Annotated in this window: 20 protein-coding genes; 9 read left to right on the forward strand and 11 right to left on the reverse strand. The window is 58.3% G+C overall.

Features of this window, described 5'->3' with window-relative positions; genetic code table 11:
- Positions 1 to 15 precede the first annotated feature (15 nt).
- The 3 genes from ACP7EW_RS22840 to ACP7EW_RS22850 form a co-directional block, all read right to left on the reverse strand.
- Positions 16 to 573: a fimbrial protein gene (locus tag ACP7EW_RS22840; protein ID WP_426219924.1), complete on the reverse strand. Its 558-nt coding sequence runs from the start codon at positions 571 to 573 to the stop codon at positions 16 to 18.
- Positions 574 to 622: 49 nt separating this feature from the next.
- Entirely contained in the window at positions 623 to 1144 is a 522-nt protein-coding gene (locus tag ACP7EW_RS22845) for a fimbrial protein (protein WP_426219926.1), read from the reverse strand.
- Positions 1145 to 1653: 509 nt separating this feature from the next.
- A complete protein-coding gene (locus ACP7EW_RS22850; protein WP_033902935.1) occupies positions 1654 to 1839 on the reverse strand; it encodes a hypothetical protein in 186 nt (61 codons plus the stop codon).
- Between the two features lie 307 nt (positions 1840 to 2146).
- On the opposite strand from ACP7EW_RS22850, the gene galU reads away from it, so the two are divergent.
- Together galU and gorA are read left to right on the forward strand one after the other, a co-directional pair.
- Entirely contained in the window at positions 2147 to 2986 is an 840-nt protein-coding gene (gene galU, locus ACP7EW_RS22855; RefSeq protein ID WP_028616217.1) for a UTP--glucose-1-phosphate uridylyltransferase GalU, read from the forward strand.
- Positions 2987 to 3091: 105 nt separating this feature from the next.
- Positions 3092 to 4450 (forward strand): glutathione-disulfide reductase, encoded by a 1359-nt coding sequence (gorA, locus tag ACP7EW_RS22860; RefSeq protein WP_426219928.1) that lies wholly within the window; start codon positions 3092 to 3094, stop codon positions 4448 to 4450.
- Here gorA and ACP7EW_RS22865 read toward each other — a convergent pair whose 3' ends face one another.
- Complete coding sequence (locus ACP7EW_RS22865; RefSeq protein WP_426219930.1) at positions 4451 to 5458, reverse strand: DNA-binding protein; 1008 nt, start codon at positions 5456 to 5458, stop codon at positions 4451 to 4453. It lies immediately after the preceding gene.
- Positions 5459 to 5628: 170 nt separating this feature from the next.
- Between ACP7EW_RS22865 and ACP7EW_RS22870 the strand changes: the two genes are divergently transcribed.
- The 3 genes from ACP7EW_RS22870 to ahpF all read left to right on the forward strand — a co-directional run bounded on the left by ACP7EW_RS22870 (position 5629) and on the right by ahpF (position 8957).
- On the forward strand, positions 5629 to 6555 hold the full coding sequence (locus ACP7EW_RS22870; RefSeq protein WP_426128821.1) for a site-specific integrase: 927 nt from the start codon (positions 5629 to 5631) through the stop codon (positions 6553 to 6555).
- A gap of 144 nt (positions 6556 to 6699) precedes the next feature.
- Positions 6700 to 7263 carry an alkyl hydroperoxide reductase subunit C gene (ahpC, locus tag ACP7EW_RS22875; protein WP_010210361.1) on the forward strand — a complete coding sequence of 188 codons (564 nt, stop codon included), beginning with the start codon at positions 6700 to 6702 and terminating at the stop codon, positions 7261 to 7263.
- A gap of 128 nt (positions 7264 to 7391) precedes the next feature.
- A complete protein-coding gene (ahpF, locus tag ACP7EW_RS22880; protein ID WP_028616213.1) occupies positions 7392 to 8957 on the forward strand; it encodes an alkyl hydroperoxide reductase subunit F in 1566 nt (521 codons plus the stop codon).
- A gap of 50 nt (positions 8958 to 9007) precedes the next feature.
- Here ahpF and gloA read toward each other — a convergent pair whose 3' ends face one another.
- A complete protein-coding gene (gene gloA, locus ACP7EW_RS22885; RefSeq protein WP_426219932.1) occupies positions 9008 to 9529 on the reverse strand; it encodes a lactoylglutathione lyase in 522 nt (173 codons plus the stop codon).
- A 196-nt stretch (positions 9530 to 9725) separates the two neighbouring features.
- On the opposite strand from gloA, the gene ACP7EW_RS22890 reads away from it, so the two are divergent.
- A complete protein-coding gene (locus tag ACP7EW_RS22890) occupies positions 9726 to 10262 on the forward strand; it encodes a DUF4946 domain-containing protein (RefSeq protein ID WP_426220303.1) in 537 nt (178 codons plus the stop codon).
- A gap of 112 nt (positions 10263 to 10374) precedes the next feature.
- Here ACP7EW_RS22890 and ACP7EW_RS22895 read toward each other — a convergent pair whose 3' ends face one another.
- The 3 genes from ACP7EW_RS22895 to ACP7EW_RS22905 all read right to left on the reverse strand — a co-directional run bounded on the left by ACP7EW_RS22895 (position 10375) and on the right by ACP7EW_RS22905 (position 13447).
- Positions 10375 to 10740 (reverse strand): histone-like nucleoid-structuring protein, MvaT/MvaU family, encoded by a 366-nt coding sequence (locus ACP7EW_RS22895; RefSeq protein WP_038850932.1) that lies wholly within the window; start codon positions 10738 to 10740, stop codon positions 10375 to 10377.
- A gap of 198 nt (positions 10741 to 10938) precedes the next feature.
- On the reverse strand, positions 10939 to 12480 hold the full coding sequence (locus ACP7EW_RS22900) for an EAL domain-containing protein (RefSeq protein WP_426219935.1): 1542 nt from the start codon (positions 12478 to 12480) through the stop codon (positions 10939 to 10941).
- A 97-nt stretch (positions 12481 to 12577) separates the two neighbouring features.
- On the reverse strand, positions 12578 to 13447 hold the full coding sequence (locus tag ACP7EW_RS22905) for a LysR family transcriptional regulator (RefSeq protein ID WP_426219937.1): 870 nt from the start codon (positions 13445 to 13447) through the stop codon (positions 12578 to 12580).
- Positions 13448 to 13524: 77 nt separating this feature from the next.
- On the opposite strand from ACP7EW_RS22905, the gene ACP7EW_RS22910 reads away from it, so the two are divergent.
- Both ACP7EW_RS22910 and hppD read left to right on the forward strand, forming a co-directional pair.
- Positions 13525 to 14448, forward strand: a complete 924-nt coding sequence (locus ACP7EW_RS22910; protein ID WP_426219939.1) for a DMT family transporter — start codon at positions 13525 to 13527, stop codon at positions 14446 to 14448.
- A gap of 245 nt (positions 14449 to 14693) precedes the next feature.
- The gene (hppD, locus tag ACP7EW_RS22915) at positions 14694 to 15770 is read left to right on the forward strand and encodes a 4-hydroxyphenylpyruvate dioxygenase (RefSeq protein WP_033902925.1); all 1077 of its coding nucleotides are present in this window, start codon (positions 14694 to 14696) and stop codon (positions 15768 to 15770) included.
- Between the two features lie 55 nt (positions 15771 to 15825).
- Here hppD and rarD read toward each other — a convergent pair whose 3' ends face one another.
- The 3 genes from rarD to ACP7EW_RS22930 form a co-directional block, all read right to left on the reverse strand.
- Positions 15826 to 16707, reverse strand: a complete 882-nt coding sequence (gene rarD / locus ACP7EW_RS22920; protein ID WP_426219941.1) for an EamA family transporter RarD — start codon at positions 16705 to 16707, stop codon at positions 15826 to 15828.
- 138 nt (positions 16708 to 16845) lie between these two features.
- Positions 16846 to 17856 (reverse strand): aldo/keto reductase, encoded by a 1011-nt coding sequence (locus tag ACP7EW_RS22925; RefSeq protein WP_426219943.1) that lies wholly within the window; start codon positions 17854 to 17856, stop codon positions 16846 to 16848.
- Positions 17857 to 17935: 79 nt separating this feature from the next.
- Positions 17936 to 18838: a LysR family transcriptional regulator gene (locus ACP7EW_RS22930; protein ID WP_426219945.1), complete on the reverse strand. Its 903-nt coding sequence runs from the start codon at positions 18836 to 18838 to the stop codon at positions 17936 to 17938.
- Positions 18839 to 18939: 101 nt separating this feature from the next.
- Here ACP7EW_RS22930 and ACP7EW_RS22935 point away from each other — a divergent pair, with 101 nt between their 5' ends.
- Positions 18940 to 19644 carry an SDR family oxidoreductase gene (locus ACP7EW_RS22935; protein ID WP_426219947.1) on the forward strand — a complete coding sequence of 235 codons (705 nt, stop codon included), beginning with the start codon at positions 18940 to 18942 and terminating at the stop codon, positions 19642 to 19644.
- Positions 19645 to 19648 lie beyond the last annotated feature (4 nt).

Genomic DNA, 19648 nt, shown 5'->3' on the forward strand with positions numbered 1-19648 from the left:
GCAACCCATCAATGTTCAGAAGTATTCCAACTTGAACCGCACTGCCGCGCGGTGATCCCCAGGCATCAGTTGCAATCCGTTACCGACCAGGCGGACCGTGTAGTGAAGGGTCATGTCGCCTTCATTCAGGGGCACCAGCGGCATCGGCTCACCTGGAACACTCTCCTGGCCAAGCGAATCCCAGATATGAAATGCGACCCCCTGGGAAAGCCCAGCGGCGGCGAATGAGCGGCCTTGCCGGTCGCTGGCCCCGTCAAATGTCACGCGCAGATGCTCCCAGTCGGGCAGCGTTAACCCAGGGCGCAGAGGGTCCGGGCGAGTCAATGAGCAATTGACCAGGCGCAGTTGGAAGGGATGCGGCTCGCCGATCGTGTTACGCAAAAGCCGGCCAATAGGTTCGGGTGGCATTTCGATGGACTGGTCGGCACTCGCCAGTTCCAGCCCGCACGCCGAGTCAATGACTTCTCCACCCAGCGTGACCACTCCATCGCCCTGACCGGATGTCTTCGCGACAATCCCGGGGCTGATGACCGCCAACGAAGAGGTAATTGCGAGGCTTATTAATGTTTTCACCGTTATCTCCCATCAGTTCCCCCGCCACGTTGGTGGCGGGGGGAAATGCTTACTGATAAGCCAGGGTGAAATTGGTGGTCGCACTGAAATCGCCAGGCACGACGTCGCCCGTCGCTGCACCTTGAACGTAGGCCCCGAACTCCAGCGTGTTATCACCGGCAACGATGGCCTGCGGGGTAGTGGGCACACCCAACTCAACGAGTTTGCCGCCGTGGGTCATCATGATGCCGATGTTGCCCGCGCCACCCACGGTGCCGATCGCGCCCGGAACGACGGACGATGGTGCAGCTGTGAAGGTGGTGGTTACGGTGTTGTCGGTCAGGCCGGTGAGATCGCAACCTTCAAGCTCGATCAATACGCGGCGGGCTTCGGACTTTCCTCCCGTTTGCAATTGATGTTTTGCGATTGCACCCAGGTGAACGGACTGATCGACAGAGTCTGGCTTGATAGAACAAGCACCTGAGTGGACCGATCCTAAGAAGGTGATAGTGCCATCCGCGGCTTGCGCGACGGACATCGACCCCATCAGCAGCCCAATAGACAACAGTGCAGTTTTGATTTCAGTTTTCATCAGCTAAGACCCATCTATATTAATGAACGTCATAAAGAAACCCCGCAGGCAGGTGTGCACCTACCGTTCATTACTGACATGTAGAGCACGCAGGGAACTTGGTTCGACGCCGACCAAGTTGCAGTGAGGAGGAATTTGATTTTTCCAACTATTTGCATTGCAATTTTCAGCGGCGTTCGAACTCAGGTCATTGTTGGGTTTGCGTGGACAAAAGTAAGTCGCCTGATTCGCCTAGTTGCGTAGCCGGCTATGTCAGGATGCGTAAGAGGGATATGGCATTTTGCCAAAAAACAATAATTAGCTGTAAGAGATGGACTACTCTTATTGAGGGGAGGGGTGTTTTGAACGTTATGATTTCTGTAAGAATAGAATTACAGAGATTAATGATGCAAACATCGATAGATGTCGCTATGTAACGGCCACGGCGCGGTTTCAGCGGGCCGCTTGCATGAAATGAGCGCCCACAAAAAAGCCCCGGTGAACGGGGCTTGATGACAGGGCAGCAGAACTTACTTGGTTTTCGGTCGTTTGCTCGACGCGTGGCCTGCTTCGTCCACAAACACTTCGGCCACGGCGATCGCCTGGCTCTCGGTGGGGAAGACCCCGGCGACGCTGTCACCGTGGAAGTTGATCAGGTGCCAACCGTCCGCTCGCTTCGTGATCAAGTAGCCGTTTACGCCTTTTGGTTCTGACATCTATCAATCTCATGGTGTGATTCAAGGTCGTAATGATAGCGCCAAATGCGGCAGGTGCGCGCAGGTTATTCTAGGTCAGTGTCCTGGGTGCAAAAGCGTGCTAAAAAGGGTGCAGCCCTTTGAAACCCTGAGGTGCAGGCAGTTTTTGCCGTGCCGGTGTGGAGGCTCTTCGCGAGACCAGCGGAACTTACGCCGACATTTTTTCTCTATGATGACATCGCAACGCCAGCAGGACCCATTGTAAGGTGACTGCGGCCTGATTAGACTGCGCCGAATTCCGTACGCACAGCCCTTTGTAAGGACCCATATGATCAAGAAATGCTTGTTCCCAGCAGCCGGTTACGGCACTCGCTTCTTGCCAGCGACCAAGGCCATGCCCAAAGAGATGCTGCCGGTGGTGAACAAGCCACTGATTCAGTACGGCGTCGAAGAGGCACTGGATGCCGGTCTGAACGAAATCTCCATCGTGACCGGCCGTGGTAAGCGCGCGCTGGAAGACCACTTTGACATCAGCTATGAGCTGGAAAACCAGATCAAGGGCACCGACAAGGAAAAATACCTGGTCGGCATCCGCAAGCTGCTGGACGAGTGTTCGTTCTCCTACACCCGTCAGACCCAGATGAAAGGCCTCGGCCACGCGATCCTGACCGGTCGCCCGCTGATCGGTGACGAACCGTTCGCCGTGGTGCTGGCGGATGACCTGTGCGTCAACCTGGAAGGCAAGGGTGTTCTGGAGCAGATGGTTGATCTGTACAAGAAATACCGTTGCACCATCGTGGCAGTCCAGGAAGTGGACCCACAGGAAACCAACAAATACGGCGTAATCGCGGGCGACGAAATCGGCGATGGCTTGATCCGCGTACGTGACATGGTTGAAAAGCCAGCGCCGGAAGATGCCCCGTCGAACCTGGCGATCATCGGCCGTTACATCCTGACCCCGGACATCTTCAAGTTGATCGAAGAAACCGAGCCGGGCAAGGGCGGCGAAATCCAGATCACCGACGCTCTGCTCAAGCAAGCTAAAGACGGCTGCGTCATTGCCTACAAGTTCAAGGGCCAGCGTTTCGACTGCGGTGGCGCTGAAGGCTACATCGAGGCGACCAACTTCTGCTACGAGCACTTCTACAAGACTGGCAAGGCTTACTGATTCACGCTGTAAGCGGCCTGTTCCAAAAAAGCCACCTTCGGGTGGCTTTTTCGTTTTTCAGCCCCATGTAAGTCGGTATGCTGGTTGCCTGCCGAGGAGAGTGAAATGGCTTACGATTTTGACCTGTATGTGATTGGCGCCGGTTCCGGCGGTGTTCGTGCGGCGCGTTTTGCCGCAGGCTTTGGTGCCAAAGTGGCCGTGGCGGAAAGCCGCTACCTGGGTGGTACCTGCGTCAACGTCGGTTGCGTGCCGAAGAAACTGTTGGTGTATGGCGCACACTTTGCCGAGGATTTTGAGCAGGCCAGCGGGTTTGGTTGGTCTCTGGGCGAGGCGAATTTTGATTGGGCCACCCTGATCGCCAATAAAGACCGCGAGATCAATCGCCTCAATGGCATCTACCGCAACCTGCTGGTCAACAGCGGTGTGACCCTGCATGAAGGGCACGCGCGCCTGGTGGATGCGCATCAGGTCGAGATCAATGGCGAGCGCTTTACCGCCAAGCACATCCTCATCGCAACAGGTGGCTGGCCGCAGATTCCGGAGATTCCAGGGCGTGAACACGCCATCGGCTCCAATGAGGCGTTCTTCCTCAAGGAATTGCCAAAGCGTGTACTGGTGGTCGGTGGTGGCTACATTGCCGTCGAGTTCGCAGGGATTTTCCATGGCTTGGGCGCACAGACATCCCTGCTGTATCGCGGTGACCTGTTCCTGCGTGGCTTCGACGGTTCGGTGCGTACACACCTGAAAGAAGAGCTGACCAAGCGTGGCCTGGACCTGCAATTCAATGCCGATATCGAGCGTATCGACAAGCAAGCCGATGGCAGCCTCAAAGCCACGCTGAAAGATGGTCGCGTGCTGGAAGCCGACTGTGTGTTCTACGCCACGGGTCGCCGTCCGATGCTGGACAATCTTGGGTTGGAAAACACCGGCGTGAAGCTCGACAAGCGCGGCTTCGTCGAAGTGGATGATCTGTATCAGACCGCCGAACCGTCGATCCTGGCCATCGGCGACGTGATTGGTCGTGTGCAACTGACACCGGTGGCCCTGGCCGAAGGCATGGCCGTGGCGCGTCGGCTGTTTAAGCCTGAGCAATATCGTCCGGTGGATTACGCCATGATCCCGACGGCGGTGTTCAGCCTGCCCAACATCGGCACGGTTGGCCTGACTGAAGAAGAGGCGAAAGAGAAGGGCCATAAAGTGCAGATCTTCGAAAGCCGTTTCCGGCCAATGAAGCTGACCCTGACCGAGTGCCAGGAAAAAACCCTGATGAAGCTTGTGGTCGACGCCGACACCGACCAGGTGCTGGGTTGCCACATGGTCGGGCCGGATGCTGGCGAGATCGTCCAGGGCCTGGCGATCGCGCTCAAGGCGGGCGCTACCAAGCAGCATTTCGATGACACCATCGGCGTGCACCCTACGGCGGCGGAAGAGTTCGTCACCATGCGCACGCCTGTGGCGGGCTGATCAGCGCTCGGGCGTTGCCTCTGGCGCGGTCGCAACGGCAGCCGCCAGGCGCAATGCCTCGATACTGGCCTGGGCTTTGATCAATTCCAATTCCAGGGTTTTGTTGGAGTGCTGGTGTTCGGTCAACGCTTCCTGGCGTGACTGACTTTCCAGCACGGCAACGCGCAGGCGCTCCTGAAGCAGGGTGCGCTCGCTGTCAATCAGGCTCACCTGTTCGCTCAGCTTGAGCTGCTGGGCCTGGTCTTTGCGGGATTGTTCCTGCAGCGCCGTCAACTCTTTCGATGTCATCCGATGCTCGATCAGCAGCCGCTCGTTGTCGCGATGCAGTTGGGTGATTTCATCCTGACGCACCATGGCGCTCTGCTGGGCCTGGCGCAATTCTGCCTGTACCTGTTGCAACTGGCCTTCATGGCGACGCTGTTCCTGCTCGCGCTGCTCCTTGATCGCATTACGGTAATGCTCCAAGGCGTCCCTTGCGTGCAGGTGCTTTTCTTCCAGCGAACGGATCTGCTCGTCCTTGTCGTTGATCCGTAGCTCGTAATCACTGCACGCCTGGCTCAACCCGGCGTTACGGGTTTGTTCGGTCTGCAGGCTGGTGCTGGTGGTTTGCAGGGCCGCGCTTTCTTCTGCCAGGGCGGCGGCCTGGATATCAAATTGTTGCTTGAGTTGACCATGGGTTTCATCAAGGGACTCCAGCTGGGCGAGCAGGGCGGCTTTCTGTTGCTCGAACTGCGCCAAAGCCAGGTCGATAGGCTCCTGGGCTTTGTCCTTCAGGCGTTGCGCCAGGCGCGCCACCAGCTCGCCAAGCTCGTCGTCGATGGGGGCCTCGGTGATGGTGACTCGGGTTTCGCTCTCATCCAGCTCCTTGAGATAGCGATGAATCGTGGTTTTCGAGCCGGTGTTGCCCATTTCGATGCGTACAGCGTCAATGCTGGGGTTTTCGCCGCGAGCGAGGATCGCCAGGCGTGCCGTTTGAACTACTGCTTTATTAATGCCGCCGCGAGCCATGGGGTCTCCGTCGATTTAGTACTGTGGTACGTAGTATGTATATACGTACTATATCATGAATAAAATATCGTTTGAATTCATGATTTAACAGATGGGATATTGGCGTATTATCCCGTGTCATGCGGGTTGGACCCGCGAAAGCCACCGCCAGCAGTACGAATAGGCCTCTCATGAGCGATCTGGATCGTTACCTCAACGCCGCCACCCGCGATAACACGCGACGCAGTTACCGTGCGGCCATCGAGCATTTCGAAGTGAGCTGGGGAGGGTTCCTGCCCGCGACCAGCGACAGCGTGGCGCGTTATCTGGTGGCGCATGCCGGCGTCTTGGCGGTCAACACGCTGAAGCTACGGCTGTCGGCACTGGCGCAGTGGCATACGAGCCAGGGCTTTCCCGACCCGACCAAGGCGCCGGTGGTGCGCAAAGTGCTCAAGGGCATTCGCGCCGTGCATCCGGTGCGGGAGAAGCAAGCCGAGCCGCTGCAGCTCAAACACCTTGAACAGGTGGTGGCCTCCCTTGAAAGCGAGGCGAAAGAGGCGGCCCACGACTTGCCTCGGCTACTGCGCGCCAAGCGCGACACTGCACTGATCTTGCTGGGCTTCTGGCGCGGCTTTCGCAGCGATGAGCTGTGTCGGCTCGAGATCGAGCATGTGCAAGCGACGCCCGGTGCCGGGATCAGCCTGTATCTGCCGCGCAGCAAAAGCGACCGTGACAACCTCGGCAAGACCTATCACACCCCGGCGCTGCTGCGCCTGTGCCCGGTGCAGGCCTATAGCGAATGGCTCAGCGCCTCGGCATTGGTGCGTGGCCCGGTGTTTCGCGGTATTGATCGCTGGGGCAACCTGGGGGAGGAGGGGTTGCACCCCAACAGCGTGATCCCGTTGCTGCGCCAGGCGCTGGAGCGCGCCGGCATCCCCGCCGAGCACTACACCAGTCACTCGCTGCGCCGTGGCTTTGCCACGTGGGCCCATCGCAGCGGCTGGGATTTGAAGTCATTGATGAGTTACGTCGGCTGGAGCGACATGAAATCCGCCATGCGCTATGTTGAAGCGACGCCCTTTCTTGGCATGACCCTGGCGACGCAACCGCTGCTTTGAGATTTCTTCTATTAATACAGTCACCTGATAGGGAAAACCAATCGTCAGCATCAGGTTTGCCAATGAGCCATCAGCCGAGAGAGTGGGTAGGATTCATCTCATCAACTTACTAAGCCCTTCTACAAACCTGACGGAGAGTCAACGATGCCTATCATCAACAGCCAAGTAAAACCGTTCAAAGCTACCGCCTACAAAAACGGCAACTTCGTCGATGTGTCCGACGCCGACCTGAAAGGCAAGTGGTCCGTTGTGTTCTTCTACCCAGCCGACTTCACCTTCGTTTGCCCAACCGAGCTGGAAGATCTGGCTGACAACTACGCCGAATTCCAGAAGCTGGGCGTCGAGATCTACAGCGTTTCCACCGACACCCACTTCGCCCACGCTGCCTGGCACAACACTTCGCCAGCCATCGGCAAGATCCAGTACACCATGATCGGCGATCCAACCCTGACCATCTCCCGCAACTTCGACGTACTGATCGAAGAAGCTGGCCTGGCAGACCGCGGTACTTTCGTGATCAACCCAGAAGGTCAGATCAAGATCGTTGAACTGAACGACGGCGGTGTTGGCCGTGACGCTTCCGAGCTGCTGCGCAAAATCAAGGCCGCTCAATACGTCGCTGCCCACCCAGGCGAAGTGTGCCCAGCCAAGTGGAAAGAAGGCGAAGCGACCTTGGCTCCGTCCCTGGACCTGGTCGGCAAGATCTAAGTCTGTGAAGTCTCAAGGGCGGTATTCCGCACTGAAGTAAGCTGCATCCGCCCCCAAAACGCCCGGGCGAGATTCGCTCGGGCGTTTTTTTGTCTGCAATAAACCGAAATTTATAGGAAATCGCCCGTATGTTGGACGCCAATCTTAAAGCTCAGTTGAAGTCATACCTGGAACGGGTCACCCAGCCGATCGAGATCGTCGCCTCCCTCGACGACGGTGCGAAATCCCAGGAAATGCTTGCCCTTTTGCAGGATGTGGTCAGCCTCACGACGCTGATTACCCTGAAAACCGATGGTGATGATGCGCGCAAGCCGTCGTTCTCCATCAACCGCCCAGGTGCCGAGATCAGCCTGCGTTTCGCTGGCATCCCGATGGGCCATGAATTCACTTCGTTGGTGCTGGCCCTGCTGCAAGTCGGTGGCCACCCGTCGAAGGCCAGTGTCGAAGTCATTGAACAGATCCGCGCCCTCAAAGGCGAGTTCAGCTTCGAGACTTACTTCTCGCTGTCCTGCCAGAACTGCCCGGACGTGGTCCAGGCATTGAACCTGATGGCCGTGCTCAACCCGAACATCCGACACGTCGCCATCGACGGCGCGCTGTTCCAGGCTGAAGTCGACGAGCGCCAGATCATGGCGGTACCGAGTGTTTACTTGAACGGTGTGAACTTCGGTCAGGGCCGCATGGGCCTGGAAGAGATTCTTGCCAAGCTCGACACCAGTGGCATTGAAAAAGCCGCCGAGAAAATCAGCGCCAAAGACGCCTTTGATGTACTTGTCGTCGGCGGCGGCCCAGCCGGTTCTGCGGCCGCGATCTACGCTGCACGTAAAGGCATCCGTACCGGCGTTGCTGCCGAGCGTTTTGGCGGCCAAGTGCTGGACACCATGTCCATCGAGAACTTCATCTCGGTACAAGAGACCGAAGGGCCGAAACTGGCCAGCGCACTGGAAGCCCACGTGCGTCAATACGACGTGGACATCATGAACCTGCAGCGCGCCAGCAGCCTGGTGCCTGCGAAAAACGCCGGCGACCTGCACGAAATTCGTTTTGAAAGCGGTGCGACCCTGAAGTCCAAGACCGTGATCCTGGCCACCGGCGCCCGCTGGCGCGAAATGGGTGTGCCGGGCGAGCAGGAATACAAGGCTAAAGGCGTGTGCTTCTGCCCACACTGCGACGGTCCGCTGTTCAAGGGCAAGCGTGTGGCGGTGATCGGCGGTGGTAACTCCGGCGTTGAGGCGGCCATCGACCTGGCCGGTATCGTCAGCCACGTGACCTTGCTTGAGTTCGACAGCAAATTGCGCGCCGACGCCGTGCTGCAACGCAAGCTCTACAGCCTGCCGAACGTTGACGTGATCACCAGTGCGTTGACTAGCGAAGTGAAAGGCGATGGCCAGAAAGTCACCGGCCTGGCGTATAAGGATCGCGACAGCGGCGAGTTCAAGACCATCGATCTGGAAGGGATCTTTGTACAGATCGGTTTGCTGCCCAACACAGATTGGCTCAAAGGCACCGTGGAACTGACGCCGCGCGGCGAGATTATCGTCGATGCGCGGGGTGAGACTTCACTGCCGGGCGTATTCGCCGCCGGCGACGTGACGACGGTGCCGTACAAGCAGATCGTGATTGCAGTGGGCGAGGGCGCCAAGGCTTCGCTGAGTGCTTTCGATCACTTGATCCGGACTTCCGCCCCGGCGTAAATCCGCAGACGGAAATGAAAAACCCCATGAGTGATCATGGGGTTTTTTCGTTACAGCGGTGCAGGCTGGATAATCTCGACCCAGTAAGCGTCCGGGTCCTTGATGAAGGCCAGGCTCTTCATGCGGCCATCGCTCAGACGCTTCTGGAAGTCGCAGCCCAGGGCTTCGAAACGTTCGCAGGCAGCGACGATATCCGGCACCGAGATGCAGATATGGCCAAAACCGCGTGGGTCGGTATTACCGTTGTGGTAGGCAAAGTCGGCATCGTTTTCGGTGCCGTGGTTGTGGGTCAGCTCCAGGATGCCTGGGATCGACTTCATCCACTGGGTGCGCTCGGCGGCGTCGGCCGGGATCTGGGATTTGTCCACCAGGGCCAGGAAGTACAGGCTGAATTCGGCTTCCGGGAAGTCGCGCTTTTCAACCAGGGAAAAACCCAGGACGCGGGTGTAGAAGTCCAGCGACTTGGTGATGTCCTTGACCCGCAGCATCGTGTGGTTGAACACGAAGTTCGTGGTGGCGGTGTCCGGTTGGGCGGTAACGCCCGGGAAATTGTTCAGTTCGTGCAGGCTCATGGGCCCTCCAGAAAAAATGGGGCAAACGCAGCTCTGAAATGTGAGCGGTTCCTTGGCTTGCGGCTGGCATCCGTGCAGCCGGTCCATGATACGCAAGGCTCGCCCCAGGCGCCAAATGAAAAAGCCCATGCAGGCCTTGCGACACAGGGGCGCCGGGGCTCAAACTTTGACGCTTGAACCTTGGGTATTTTTTGCAATGATCGCATTTCGTAAACCGCTGTTGAGCGCTGTGTGTTTGTTGGTCGGCAGTTCCTGCGTACTGGCGGCGGACCCCGAAATTCACTGGCCCAGTGGCTGGCAGGTTGAAGAGGTGGTAGCGGATGATGAAGCACCTGTTAAACCCCAGGCGGTGTCGCGCCAGCGTGCAATCAAGAATGATGAAAATGGCACGACCTTGATGGTAATGGAGTTGACCGGTACACCGATTGAAGCGGGGCATAAGGTTAATCTTCAAGGTGTATTGCTGGAGATGCGCAAGTCCATCCAGAAAGATTTTGCCCAGGGCGGTTATCAAAGTGTGTGCAGCAAGATGCACCCTACAACATTGAGCCGTCTTGAAGCGTTGGAAACTACTTGTGTGATAACCGAAAATGGACGTCACGTGCTTTCGCAAACATTGGTGGGCGCGGTTGATGCCGATAAGGCCTATGTTTTTTCATACGCAGGGCAGGCCGAGGCGTACGAAGCAAGCAAGGATGAGGTCAGTTCGGTGCGCGATAGCCTGAAACTTTAAGTGTGTAATGCCTGTCGATTCTGAACATAATGAAACGTTATTTAAGTTCGCTTTCGAACCGCAGAATTAAAAAAGCCCCGCATAAGCGGGGCTCTTTGTTAGTGCCGTGCAATCAGCCGCGAAGCCAGGAATCTACAGTGGCTGCACCGTACTGTTCTTTCCAGGCCTTGAGGCCGCGGTGGTTGCCACCTTTGGTTTCGATCAGCTCACCAGTGTGCGGGTTCTGGTAAACCTTGACTACGCGTGCGCGGCGCTGTTTTGGTGCGCTGACGGCAGCAGCACTGGACTTGCCCGGGTTTGGATCAAGGATGGAAATGATGTCGCGCAGGCCTTTGCCGTAGGTCTTCATCAGGCCCTGGAGCTTTTCTTCGAATTCGATTTCTTTCTTCAGGCCGGCGTCGTTCTTCAGGGATTCCAGCTGGGCAAGCTGCTCTTGAAGGGCTTTTTCGGCTGCGCGAAATTCGGCGAGTCTGGACAAAATAGGTACTCCAATAGTGTGTTTGGCTGATATCAACTGCAGACAAAGCTATAAGCCAAGCGCTTTAAGGCGACTCAAGAAAGAAGCCGTCCCGCGAGTTCTGCACAGGCTGGAAAAATTGTAGTAGTTAATTTGCTACGAGTAAATCATGTCTTTTGTCTAAATAACATTATTTCAGAGCAGGTAGTGCATGGCTATTCAATGGCTGGCCAGTGATTTAATAAATTCATCGCACGGCAAAGGCTTTCCAAACAGGTAACCCTGCAGGAAATCCACGCCTTGAGCCGCCAGGTAATCGGACTGTTCAGGCGTTTCCACACCTTCTGCAACAATGCCCAAATCGAGTTTGCCGGACAGTTCAATGATGCTGTCGAGAATATGCCGCGAGAGTGCATCTGCACCGATCATGGCGACAAAACTCTGGTCGATCTTCAAGTAGTCGACATTGAAGTTACGTAAATAGCCCAGGCTGGAGTGGCCGGTGCCGAAGTCATCAATAGCGATCATTACCCCCAGTTGATGCAGGGCGTCGAACAGCTGGCGGGTAATGTCAGTGGGCACGATCAGCTCGCGCTCGGTCAACTCCAGCACCAACGTCACCTGGCCCACGGGAAAGGCGGCCAGAAACTCACGGCAGTCATCCACCAAGGCCAAATCCTGGCAATGGCGTGCGGTGATATTCACGCCGATATGAAACCCCGGACTGAAACGCGACGCATGGGGCGCCAGTTGCGCGGCGGTCTGGCGCAGCAGGGCGCGGGTCATCGGTACGATCAGGCCCGAATGCTCGGCCAGGGGGATAAACAGGTCAGGGCGTACCAGGCCTTCTTTAGGGTGTTGCCAGCGCATCAGCACTTCACATCCCGCCCACTCGCGAGTATCGCCTCGGACCACCGGTTGGAAATACGGAATGAATTCATTGGCGCCCAATGCCCGCTGCAATTCGTGAGTCGGCGCCGATGAGCGCTTTTGCAGCCAGTGCGCCAAAAGGCCTGCCAGCACGCCAAAAAACACGATCAGGCTGAACATTGCCGGGTATCGGGCCTGCATGTAGCGCCACACTTCACCGGCCGGCATGCCTGCGTCGACGCTGTAGTGATAGCGTGCGGACGCCAAGTGATGGTGGGCCACTGCGAACGCTGGCACCGCAGTGTCATGCACGTTGCCATCAGCCCCGAGCCAATTGGGGCCCACTTGCAGCACCAGGTGGGCGTATCTGCTGATCAGGCGCAGGGCGTTGGTCAGGTGGTAGCCATCAATCGACGCAAAAGCCGCCTTGTCGCCCTCAACCAACCGGTAGACCAGCAGCGCGGTATCGGGTGTCACCGGGTTGCCGTTCATCAGCCATAAGCGGCCATCTACGTAATCATCCGGGTTGACCGGCGATTCGTGGTTGTTGCCAAACAACGAGCTGCAATAGATGTTTTTTTGCCAGGACAGGGTGGTCGCACGCACAAACGGGCGACGTGTGACTTGTTCGCGCAGGGCCAGCTGTGCGCCGTTATCACAGGGTTGCCCCGCCAGTGGCAGCAAGGCCTTGGCGGCAAGTGCGGTGTTGTCGAGCATCAGGTCGAATTGGCGCACCGCCTCCTGGGCGGTCTGGGCCGTGCTTTGTTGCAGGGTACGTTCGGCTTGCCAGTGCAGGATCACGACCCCCAGCGCAATCGGCAGCAGAGCACTCAGCGAGGTGATCAAGTAGCGAGTGGCGCGTTTTCGCGGGCCGTTGACGGTCAGGGGCATGGGGTGAACGGCCTGTTACAGGGATCAGATTGAGTCGATGATAGATGGCTCGACTGAAATAAGCTCGCGAGCCTAGCCATTTGGCCAGTATGCGCCGCTATAGCTCCAGGCCTTGGGCAATGCGAATAAAGGCGAGTGCAGCAGGGGAAGACTGGCGTCGGTCGAGCACGGCGAGGCCAACTTGGCGCAGCACACGGGGAGATAATGCGCGCTGTACATACCGAGGATCGCGTCCAGCCGGCAATGAGGCCTGTGCCACCACGCTGACCGCATCACCCCGACTGACGGTCTCCAGGGTGCTCAGCAATTGCGAACAGCGATAACGTACCTTCGGGGTCAGCCGCGCCTGGTTGAACAGGCGCATCACCAATTCAGTAGAGCCGGCCTCGGTCAGCGCGAAAGGATCGCTGCACAAATCCTTGAGGCTCACGTGTTCACGGGCAGCCAGCTTATGCTCGGCCGGCAGCAGTGCGACCATCTGGTCCTCGAACAGTGGGAAAGTGTCGAAGCGTTCCTGGTCCAGCACCACAAAGCCAATATCAATCCTACGTTCGTCGAGCCATTGGATGACTTGCCTGTCGGGTCCTTCGTCTACGTGGACTTCAATGCCCGGATACTCCAGGCGGAACCGGTTGAGGATCTTCGGCAGCAAGTAGGTCGAAGAGGTGGGGCCGAATGAGCCGATTCGCAGCGTCCCGCGTTTCATGCCGCGCGCATCCGCCGCTTCCTGTTGCAGCGTGTTGGCCAGCCCCAGCATCGCCCGTGCACGCCCCAGCAACTGTGTGCCGATGTCGCTGAGTTCGACCTGGGCCTGATGGCGCCTGAACAGCGCCACCCCCAGTTCCTGTTCCAGGCCTTTGATCGCGTGGGAAACCGCTGATTGGCTGATGCCGAGGCGGTGCGCGGCGCTGGTAAAGCCTTGCAGCTCGGCAACGAGTGAGAAGATTTCGAGTTGAGTCAGGGTCATGAGCAATCACTCATTTTACGATGACACCGTATTACCAGAAGAATGCAGGCATTCTCAAGCCATCAGAGCCCTGTCCCGTGCATTCAAGTTCAGATCGCATCACTTATATGAAGCTGGCCGCCGTCACCATGATCTGGGGCGGCACCTTTGTGGCCGGTCGCTACCTGAGCGGGACGCTCGACCCTTTGCTGGCGGCCAGCCTGCGGTTTGCGCTGGCCAGCCTGGCGTTGCTGGTCTTCCTGGGCTTGGCACGCATCCGGTTGGTCCGGCCAAACCCTCGGCAGCTACTGCAACTGGCGATGCTGGGTTTCTTCGGCATCTTTTTCTACAACCTGTGTTTCTTCTACGGGTTGCAGTTCATCAACGCGTCGCGCGCTTCATTGATCGTGGCGCTGAACCCGGCGGTGATCGGCCTGGCGTCCTGGTGGTTGTTCAAGGAGCGCCTCGGTGTCGGCAAAATCGCAGGGATCGTGCTGTGTCTGGCGGGGGCCGCCGTGGTCATCGTCAGTCGCAACCCCCAGGTATTTAACGACGCAACCAGCACTTGGCGTGGGGATGTGCTGATCTTCGGGTGTGTCGCGGGGTGGGGCATCTACTCATTGTTTTCCCGTGGTTTGAATCAGAGCCTGGGGCCGCTGCAGACGGTCACGTGGTCGATACTGCTGGGCACGCTCATGCTGACCGTCACCACACTGGTCATGGGGCGCTTTACGCTGGAGGCGATGGGCCGCGTGCATCTCGCGCAAGGGCTGAGCCTGATATATCTCGGCGTGCTGGGTTCGGCGCTGGCCTATATCGGCTATTACGACGGCATCCGGCGTATCGGCGCGACGCGCTCCGGCGTCTTCATCGCGCTGAATCCGCTGACAGCCGTGATCTGTGGCGCCTTGCTGCTGGATGAACAGTTGACCCTTTCCATGCTAAGCGGCGGTGCGCTGATCCTGCTGGGCATCTACCTGTGCAACAAACCCCTTGCACGCGCCAGGGCAATGGGGATTTGATAAGAGTACGGACAAACGTGGTTACGCTGTGTAGAATCGATTTACGCATACAAGAATATGGACTTGCGCTCACGCAAGCCTAAGCCGTCAGAGACTGATGACCCCATGAAGCTACTCGGCTCCCCCCTCATCTTTGGTGACTTCCTCGCCCGCAGCGTGCGAGGCCTTTCCTGTGCGCCACCCTGCAACCTCATCCTTGCTCGCCACTAATACTGTGTCTATTACAAGAATGATGAGGTGCCACCATGGCAGATCTATACGAAAACCCAATGGGCCTGATGGGCTTTGAATTCATCGAATTCGCGTCGCCGACGCCGGGCACCCTGGAGCCGATCTTCGAGATCATGGGCTTTACCAAAGTCGCGACCCACCGCTCCAAGAACGTGCACCTGTACCGCCAGGGCGAGATCAACCTGATCCTCAACAACGAGCCCAACAGCATCGCCTCCTACTTTGCGGCCGAACATGGCCCATCGGTGTGCGGCATGGCGTTCCGCGTCAAGGACTCGCAAAAAGCCTACAACCGCGCCCTGGAACTCGGTGCCCAACCGATCCATATCGAAACTGGCCCCATGGAATTGAACCTGCCGGCGATCAAGGGCATCGGCGGTGCACCGCTGTACCTGATCGACCGTTTTGGCGAAGGCAGCTCGATCTATGACATCGACTTCGTGTACCTCGAAGGGGTGGAGCGCAACCCGGTCGGTGCAAACCTCAAGGTCATCGACCACCTGACCCACAACGTCTATCGTGGTCGCATGGCCTACTGGGCCAACTTCTACGAAAAACTGTTCAACTTCCGTGAAGCGCGCTATTTCGACATCAAGGGCGAATACACCGGCCTGACCTCCAAGGCCATGAGTGCGCCGGACGGCATGATCCGCATCCCGCTGAACGAAGAGTCGTCCAAGGGCGCGGGGCAGATCGAAGAATTTTTGATGCAGTTCAACGGCGAAGGCATCCAGCACGTGGCGTTCCTCACCGACGACCTGGTCAAGACCTGGGACGCGTTGAAGAAGATCGGCATGCGCTTCATGACCGCACCGCCGGACACCTATTACGAAATGCTCGAAGGCCGCCTGCCGAACCACGGCGAGCCGGTGGATCAATTGCAGGCACGCGGTATCCTCTTGGACGGCTCTTCGGTGGAAGGCGACAAGCGCCTGCTGCTGCAGATCTTCTCGGAAACCCTGATGGGCCCGGTGTTCTTCGAATTCATCCAGCGCAAGGGCGATGATGGGTTTGGCGAGGGCAACTTCAAGGCGCTGTTCGAGTCCATCGAACGCGACCAGGTGCGTCGTGGTGTATTGACCGCCGACTAAGCGTAGAAAAGCCCGGCCGAGGGCGACCCCGGCCGGGCTTTTTATTGCCTGCGCATCAGGCCTTGCGTTGGCGCACCAAGTGTTTGAAGCCTTCAAACACCAGCACCATCACCGCCAGCCAGATCGGGATGTAGGTGAACCATTCGCCACCCTTGATCCCTTCACCCAAGATCAGCGCCACGCCTAACAGCAGGACCGGCTCAACGTAGCTGAGCAACCCGAACAGGCTGAACGCCAGCAAGCGGCTGGCGATGATGTAGCTCACCAGCGCCGAGGCACTGATCAGCCCCAGCATCGGGATCAGTGCGTACAGTTTCGGGTGGGCATCCATGACCGCAAAGCCTTGCTCGCCACTCTGCACAAACCACCAGGCCACCGGCAACATCAGCGCCATATCCAGCCAAAGCCCGCCCAGATGGTCGGTCTTGAGGTATTTGCGCACGATGAAGTAAACCGGATAACCAATGATCACCACCAGCGTTGCCCAAGAGAATCCACCAGCCTGGTATAACTCGTTGAGTACACCGAGGGCGGCAAAAAACACGGCGATCCGTTGCAGGTAGGACAGCTGTTCACCCCACACCAGGCGCCCGGTCAGCACCATGGTCAGCGGCAACAGGAAGTAACCCACCGACACATCCAGGCTGCGCCCATTCAGCGGCGCCCACATGAACAGCCACAATTGCACGCCCAACAACGCGGAAGACAACAACACACCCGCAATCAAGCGCGGTTTGCCCGCCAACAGCTGCAGCAGCTCCCACACCCGCCGCCATTCGCCGCTGACGATCATGAAGACCGTCATGCACGGCACGGTCAGCAACATGCGCCAGCCGAAAATCTCCAGGCCGCTCAAGGGCGTGAGCAATGATGTGAAGTAATACATCACGGCAAACAGCACCGAGGCCAAGACCGATAAAACAACACCTTTAGACACACTGTCCTCGCGAAAACCGTTGATACAAAAGATGAGGTGATTATGGAGCTTTTGGCGGGAGAGGGTTGCGCTCTTTTGGGGCGTTTTCAGGAATTTTTCCGATGAGCGAGTTTAAATTCACCCTTGTGGCAAGCCCGCTTAAACGCGTGGCACGCGACCGGAAACAAAATGCCCGACATCATTGAACCCCGGCGTGGACGAATGCCCTGGCGTCACCAGCGAATCGATAAACGCCTCATCTTCTGCGCTGATCTTCACCTCCAGCGCGCCGATATAAGCGTCCCACTGCGCCTCGGTACGCGGCCCGACAATCGCCGAACTGACCGCCGAGTTGTTCAATACCCAGGCAATCGCAAACTCAACAATCCCTACGCCACGTCCTTGGGTGTACTGCTGGATCTGCTGGGCGATGCGCAGCGACTCCACACGCCATTCGGTTTCCAGGATGCGTTTGTCCTGGCGCGCCGCGCGGCTGCCGGCCTCGGGGGTAACGTCCGGAGCGTATTTACCGCTGAGCACGCCGCGGGCCAGTGGGCTGTAAGGCACCACGCCGAGGCCGTAGGCGGCTGCCGCGGTAATCTGCTCCACTTCGGCCTGGCGGTTGACGATGTTGTAAAGCGGTTGGCTGATCACCGGCTTGTCGACGCCCAGGCGCTCCGCCACACGAATCACCTCGGCAATACGCCAGCCACGATAATTGGACAGGCCCCAATAACGGATCTTGCCCTGGCGGATCAGGTCGCCAATCGCCGACACCGTCACTTCCAGCGGCGTGTTGTGGTCCTCGCGGTGCAGGTAGTAGATATCCAGGTAGTCGGTATCAAGGCGTGTCAGGCTGGCTTCCAGCGCGTTGAAAATACGCTTGCGGCTCAAGCCGCTGCGGTTGGGCAAACCGTCCACCGGGCCGATGCCGACCTTGGACGCCACCACCCAATCCTGGCGATTGCGCACAATGGCTTCGCCGACGATTTCCTCGGAGCGACCGCCGGTGTAGACGTCCGCCGTGTCGATAAAATTGATGCCCTGGTCCCAGGCTTTGTCGATGATGCGCAGCGAGTCCTCGGTGTTGGTCTGTTCGCCAAACATCATGGTGCCCAGGGTCAAGGCGCTGACCTTCAACCCGGACTGGCCCAATGTGCGGTAAATCATGGATAACTCCTCAAGGCGCGAAATGTACCCTTGCAATACCAGACTCAGCCGCTCTGGGACAAGCCCCGCGCGCGTTTCTTCATGAACTCAGCAACGCCTGGCAACGTGCCTGTAGAAATCGATGCAGCACCTTCACCCGTTCCGACACCTGCAGGCGGTGAGGGCACATCAGATTGAACGGGGCAGGCTCGCCTTGCCAATCCTCAAACAACGGCACCAGTCGACCGGCGGCGATATCGCCGATCACGTCGAGCCTGGCCTTGTAGGCGATACCATGCCCGCCAAGCGCCCAACGGCGGACGATTTCTCCGTCGTTGCTGAGGAAATCACCGGACACTTCCACCTCCTGTAGCTGATCACCCTGGCGAAACCGCCACGTCTTGCTCACCTGGCCCTGGCGCATGTACCGCAGCGTACTGTGTCCGGACAATTCCATAGGCTCGCGCGGTGTGCCGTGGCGTGCAAGGTAAGCGGGGCTGGCGCAGGCGACGCGGTGGTGATCTGGGGCAATCGGCAATGCAACCAGGCTGGAGTCCTGGGGCACGCCAAAGCGCAGGGCGATGTCCACGGTTTCGCGGAACAGGTCGGCATTGCTGTCGTTCAGCATCAATTGCAGGCGGATATTCGGGTGCTCCGCCTTGAATTCATCCAGCCAGCCCAGCACCACATTGCGCCCGAAATCCGATGGCGCGGCCAGTTGCAGCAACCCGCTCAAGCCCTGGCTTTGCTGTTTGAGCGCTTGTTCGCCTTCAGATAACGCCGCCAGTGCCACGCGCACGCTGTCGAGGTAACGCCGGCCTTCCTCGGTCAGGCGCATGCTGCGCGTGGAGCGTGCCAGCAAGCGAATACCCAGGCGGATTTCCAGGCGCTTGAGGGCAATGCTCGCTGCCGCCGGCGTCAAGCCCAGGCCACGGGCGGCGGCGGACAGGCTGCCGGTATCGGCGGTGCGCACGAAGACTTCAAGATCGAGGATCGAACTCATTTGTAAAAATCCTTTAAAGATCTTGTCGTTTTACCGGGATTTTTCGCGGATTGCCAAGCTGGGAAGATAAACGCTCACTTTCTCAACCAGGAATCTCTCCCATGACTTCTTCCCTCAACGGCAAAACCGTCATCGTGATCGGCGGCAGCAGCGGCATCGGTGCCGCCGTGGCCAAGGCTGCTGCCGCGCGGGGTGCGCAGGTGGTGTTGGCCGGGCGGCGGCTAGTGAGTGGCGTCGAAAACGGCCTGCGCAGCGAACCGGTTGACGTCACTGATGCAGCTTCCCTGCAACGCCTTTACGAAACGGTGGGGCGCTTTGATCACTTGGTCTACACCTCAGGGCCAAGCGTGCGCGCCAAGACCTTGATCGAAACCGATCTGAGTGAAGCCCAGGAGAACTTCAACGTAAAACTGTGGGGCTCACTGCGGGCCATCCAGTTGGCACTGCCATTTTTGAGCGAGCACGGCAGCATCAGCCTGACCTCCGGGCAATTGGGGCGTAAATCCGTGGCGGGGCAATTCATCAAGACCGGTATCAACGCTGCGACCGAAGCGCTGGTCAAGCAATTGGCCAAGGAACTGGCGCCACGCCGGGTCAATGCGATCAGTCCGGGGGTGATTGATACGCCGGCCTATGCCGGGCTTGCAGACGATCAGCGCTTGGCGATGTTTGCCAAGGCCGGCGGTGCGCTGCCGGTGGGGCGAGTGGGGCAGGCGGAGGAGGTTGCGGCGGGGTATGTACTGGCCATGGAAAATGGCTTTATGACCGGCGCCGTCATCGACATCGACGGCGGCGGTCTGCTCTGATGGC

The organism is Pseudomonas sp. DWRC2-2 (assembly GCF_049897885.1).
Taxonomy (GTDB): Bacteria; Pseudomonadota; Gammaproteobacteria; order Pseudomonadales; family Pseudomonadaceae; genus Aquipseudomonas; species Aquipseudomonas azotoformans_A.

Coding starts and splice junctions, on each gene's coding strand:
- ACP7EW_RS22845 (WP_426219926.1), bottom strand. CDS start 1,144: ATGAAAACTGAAATCAAAACTGCACTGTTGTCTATTGGGCTGCTGATG.
- ACP7EW_RS22850 (WP_033902935.1), bottom strand. CDS start 1,839: ATGTCAGAACCAAAAGGCGTAAACGGCTACTTGATCACGAAGCGAGCG.
- galU (WP_028616217.1), top strand. CDS start 2,147: ATGATCAAGAAATGCTTGTTCCCAGCAGCCGGTTACGGCACTCGCTTC.
- gorA (WP_426219928.1), top strand. CDS start 3,092: ATGGCTTACGATTTTGACCTGTATGTGATTGGCGCCGGTTCCGGCGGT.
- ACP7EW_RS22865 (WP_426219930.1), bottom strand. CDS start 5,458: ATGGCTCGCGGCGGCATTAATAAAGCAGTAGTTCAAACGGCACGCCTG.
- ACP7EW_RS22870 (WP_426128821.1), top strand. CDS start 5,629: ATGAGCGATCTGGATCGTTACCTCAACGCCGCCACCCGCGATAACACG.
- ahpC (WP_010210361.1), top strand. CDS start 6,700: ATGCCTATCATCAACAGCCAAGTAAAACCGTTCAAAGCTACCGCCTAC.
- ahpF (WP_028616213.1), top strand. CDS start 7,392: ATGTTGGACGCCAATCTTAAAGCTCAGTTGAAGTCATACCTGGAACGG.
- gloA (WP_426219932.1), bottom strand. CDS start 9,529: ATGAGCCTGCACGAACTGAACAATTTCCCGGGCGTTACCGCCCAACCG.
- ACP7EW_RS22890 (WP_426220303.1), top strand. CDS start 9,726: ATGATCGCATTTCGTAAACCGCTGTTGAGCGCTGTGTGTTTGTTGGTC.
- ACP7EW_RS22900 (WP_426219935.1), bottom strand. CDS start 12,480: ATGCCCCTGACCGTCAACGGCCCGCGAAAACGCGCCACTCGCTACTTG.
- ACP7EW_RS22905 (WP_426219937.1), bottom strand. CDS start 13,447: ATGACCCTGACTCAACTCGAAATCTTCTCACTCGTTGCCGAGCTGCAA.
- hppD (WP_033902925.1), top strand. CDS start 14,694: ATGGCAGATCTATACGAAAACCCAATGGGCCTGATGGGCTTTGAATTC.
- ACP7EW_RS22925 (WP_426219943.1), bottom strand. CDS start 17,856: ATGATTTACCGCACATTGGGCCAGTCCGGGTTGAAGGTCAGCGCCTTG.
- ACP7EW_RS22930 (WP_426219945.1), bottom strand. CDS start 18,838: ATGAGTTCGATCCTCGATCTTGAAGTCTTCGTGCGCACCGCCGATACC.
- ACP7EW_RS22935 (WP_426219947.1), top strand. CDS start 18,940: ATGACTTCTTCCCTCAACGGCAAAACCGTCATCGTGATCGGCGGCAGC.